This is a genomic window from Kitasatospora kazusensis (assembly GCF_039529945.1).
In the GTDB taxonomy this organism is placed as follows: domain Bacteria; phylum Actinomycetota; class Actinomycetes; order Streptomycetales; family Streptomycetaceae; genus Kitasatospora; species Kitasatospora kazusensis.
In genome coordinates this window covers 1-2,306 of sequence record NZ_BAAANT010000112.1, presented here as the reverse complement: position 1 = coordinate 2,306, position 2,306 = coordinate 1, and the positions used below count along the sequence as shown (strand labels likewise).

1 protein-coding gene is annotated in these 2,306 nt (G+C 72.0%); it reads left to right on the top strand.

What is annotated here, in order from left to right; all coding sequences use genetic code 11:
* The coding region (locus tag ABD330_RS32165) for a type I polyketide synthase (RefSeq protein WP_344469855.1) at positions 1 to 2,306 on the top strand (2,306 nt) is incomplete at both ends.

The window sequence follows — 2,306 nt, the reverse complement described above, 5'->3', positions numbered from 1 at the left end:
CTTCTCCTCCGTCGCCGGCATCGTCGGCAGCCCCGGCCAGGCCAACTACGCCGCCGCCAACGCCTACCTCGACGCCCTCGCCAACCACCGCCGCACCGCCGGACTCCCCGCCCACTCCCTCGCCTGGGGCCCGTGGCAGCAGCAGACGGGCGGCATGACCGCAACGCTGGCCGACCAGGACCACGCCCGCCTGCGCCGGGCCGGCCTGCTGCCCGTCCCCGCAGAGCGGGCCCTGGCGATGTTCGACGCGGCCTTGGGTACCGACGCCTCGCTGACCGTGGCCGCTCTGTTCGACACGGGCAGACTGCGGGCCGCCGGCACCATTCCGGCGCTCTACCGCGGCATCGTCCGTGGCGCGGCCCGACGGGTCGCGAAGAGTGCCACGGTGGGCGTCTCGCCCATCCTTGGGCAGTTGCAGGGCCGCAGCCGGGCCGAGCAGGAGCAGATCCTGCTGGACCTGGTCAGGGGCTTCGTCGCGACAGCGCTCGGGCACAGTTCACCCGCTGCGGTCGAACCGGTCAGCCCTTTCAAGGAGTTGGGATTCGACTCGCTGACCGCCGTCGAGCTACGGAACGCACTGGCCGGCAGCACCGGCCGTCGGCTGCCCGCCACCCTGGTCTTCGACTACCCGACCCCTGCCGCAGTCGCCCGCTTCCTGCTGGACGAACTGCTGAGTGTGACTGGGGACTTCGCGGCTACGACCTCGGCCGGGACGACTGCCGCGCCGGCCACCACAACGGACGCCGACGACCTGATCGCCATCGTGGGCATGGGTTGCCGGTTCCCCGGCGGCGTGACCACCCCCGACGGGCTGTGGCAGCTGGTCGCCGACGGCGTCGACGCCATCGGCGACTTCCCCGAAGGCCGCGGCTGGAACACCGGTGAGCTGTACGACCCGGACCCCGACGCGGTCGGCAAGACCTACGCGCGCCAGGGCGGGTTCCTGTACGACGCCGACCAGTTCGACGCCGAGTTCTTCGGGATCAGCCCGCGCGAGGCGCTGGCGCTGGACCCGCAGCAGCGTCTGCTGCTGGAGACCAGCTGGGAGGCGATCGAGCGGGCCGGCATCGACCCGAAGACGCTGCACGGCAGCAAGACCGGCGTCTTCACCGGCGCAATCGCACAGGAATACGCCTCCCTCTCCTACCTGGGTACCGAAGGCGCGGAGGGCTACCTGGTCACCGGGCTGGCTGCCAGCGTGGCCTCGGGCCGGATCTCCTACACCTTCGGGCTGGAGGGCCCTGCGCTCACCGTCGACACGGCCTGCTCGTCCTCGCTGGTCGCGTTGCACCTGGCCGCCCAGGCGCTGCGCAGCGGCGAGTGCACGATGGCACTGGCGGGTGGCGTCACGGTGATGGCCACCCCGGGCATGTACCAGGAGTTCAGCCGACAGCGCGGCCTGTCGCCGGACAGCCGGTGCAAGTCCTTCGCCGGCGCGGCCGACGGCGTCGCCTGGGGCGAGGGCGCGGGCATGGTACTGCTGGAACGGCTCTCCGACGCCCAGGCCAACGGACACCAGGTGCTCGCGGTGATCCGGGGCTCGGCCGTCAACCAGGACGGCGCCAGCAACGGTCTGACCGCGCCGAACGGCCCGTCGCAGCAGCGGGTGATCCGCACCGCACTGGCCAACGCCCGCCTGACGGCCGACCAGGTGGACGCGGTCGAAGCGCACGGCACCGGCACCACCCTCGGCGACCCGATCGAGGCCCAGGCGCTGCTCGCCACCTACGGCCAGGACCGGCCCGCCGAACTCCCCCTGCTGCTCGGCTCGTTGAAGTCCAACATCGGGCACGCCCAGGCCGCTGCCGGCATCGGTGGCGTGATCAAGATGGTGCAGGCCATGCGCCACGGCATCCTGCCCAAGACCCTGCACGTCGACGAGCCGACCCCGCACGTGGACTGGGAGTCCGGCGCGGTGGCGCTGCTCACCGAAGCCCGGCCCTGGCCCGAGACCGACCACCCCCGCCGGGCCGCCGTCTCCTCCTTCGGTATCAGCGGCACCAACGCCCACCTCATCCTCGAAGCCGCCCCGAACACCACCGAACCCGACACCGACAGCCCGGCGGCGGTCACACCGCTACTGCTCTCCGCCAAAACCGAACCCGCCCTACGCGACCAGGCCGGCCGCCTCCACGAGTTCCTGACCCAACATCAGCACATCGATCCGGCACCGACCCTGGCCAACGGCCGCACCCACTTCCAGCACCGCGCGGTGGTGCTGGGCCAGACCCGCGAGGAACTCCTGACCGGGCTGGACGCCCTCGCCGGACAGCACACCACCCGCAATCTCGTCCAGGGCACGGTAC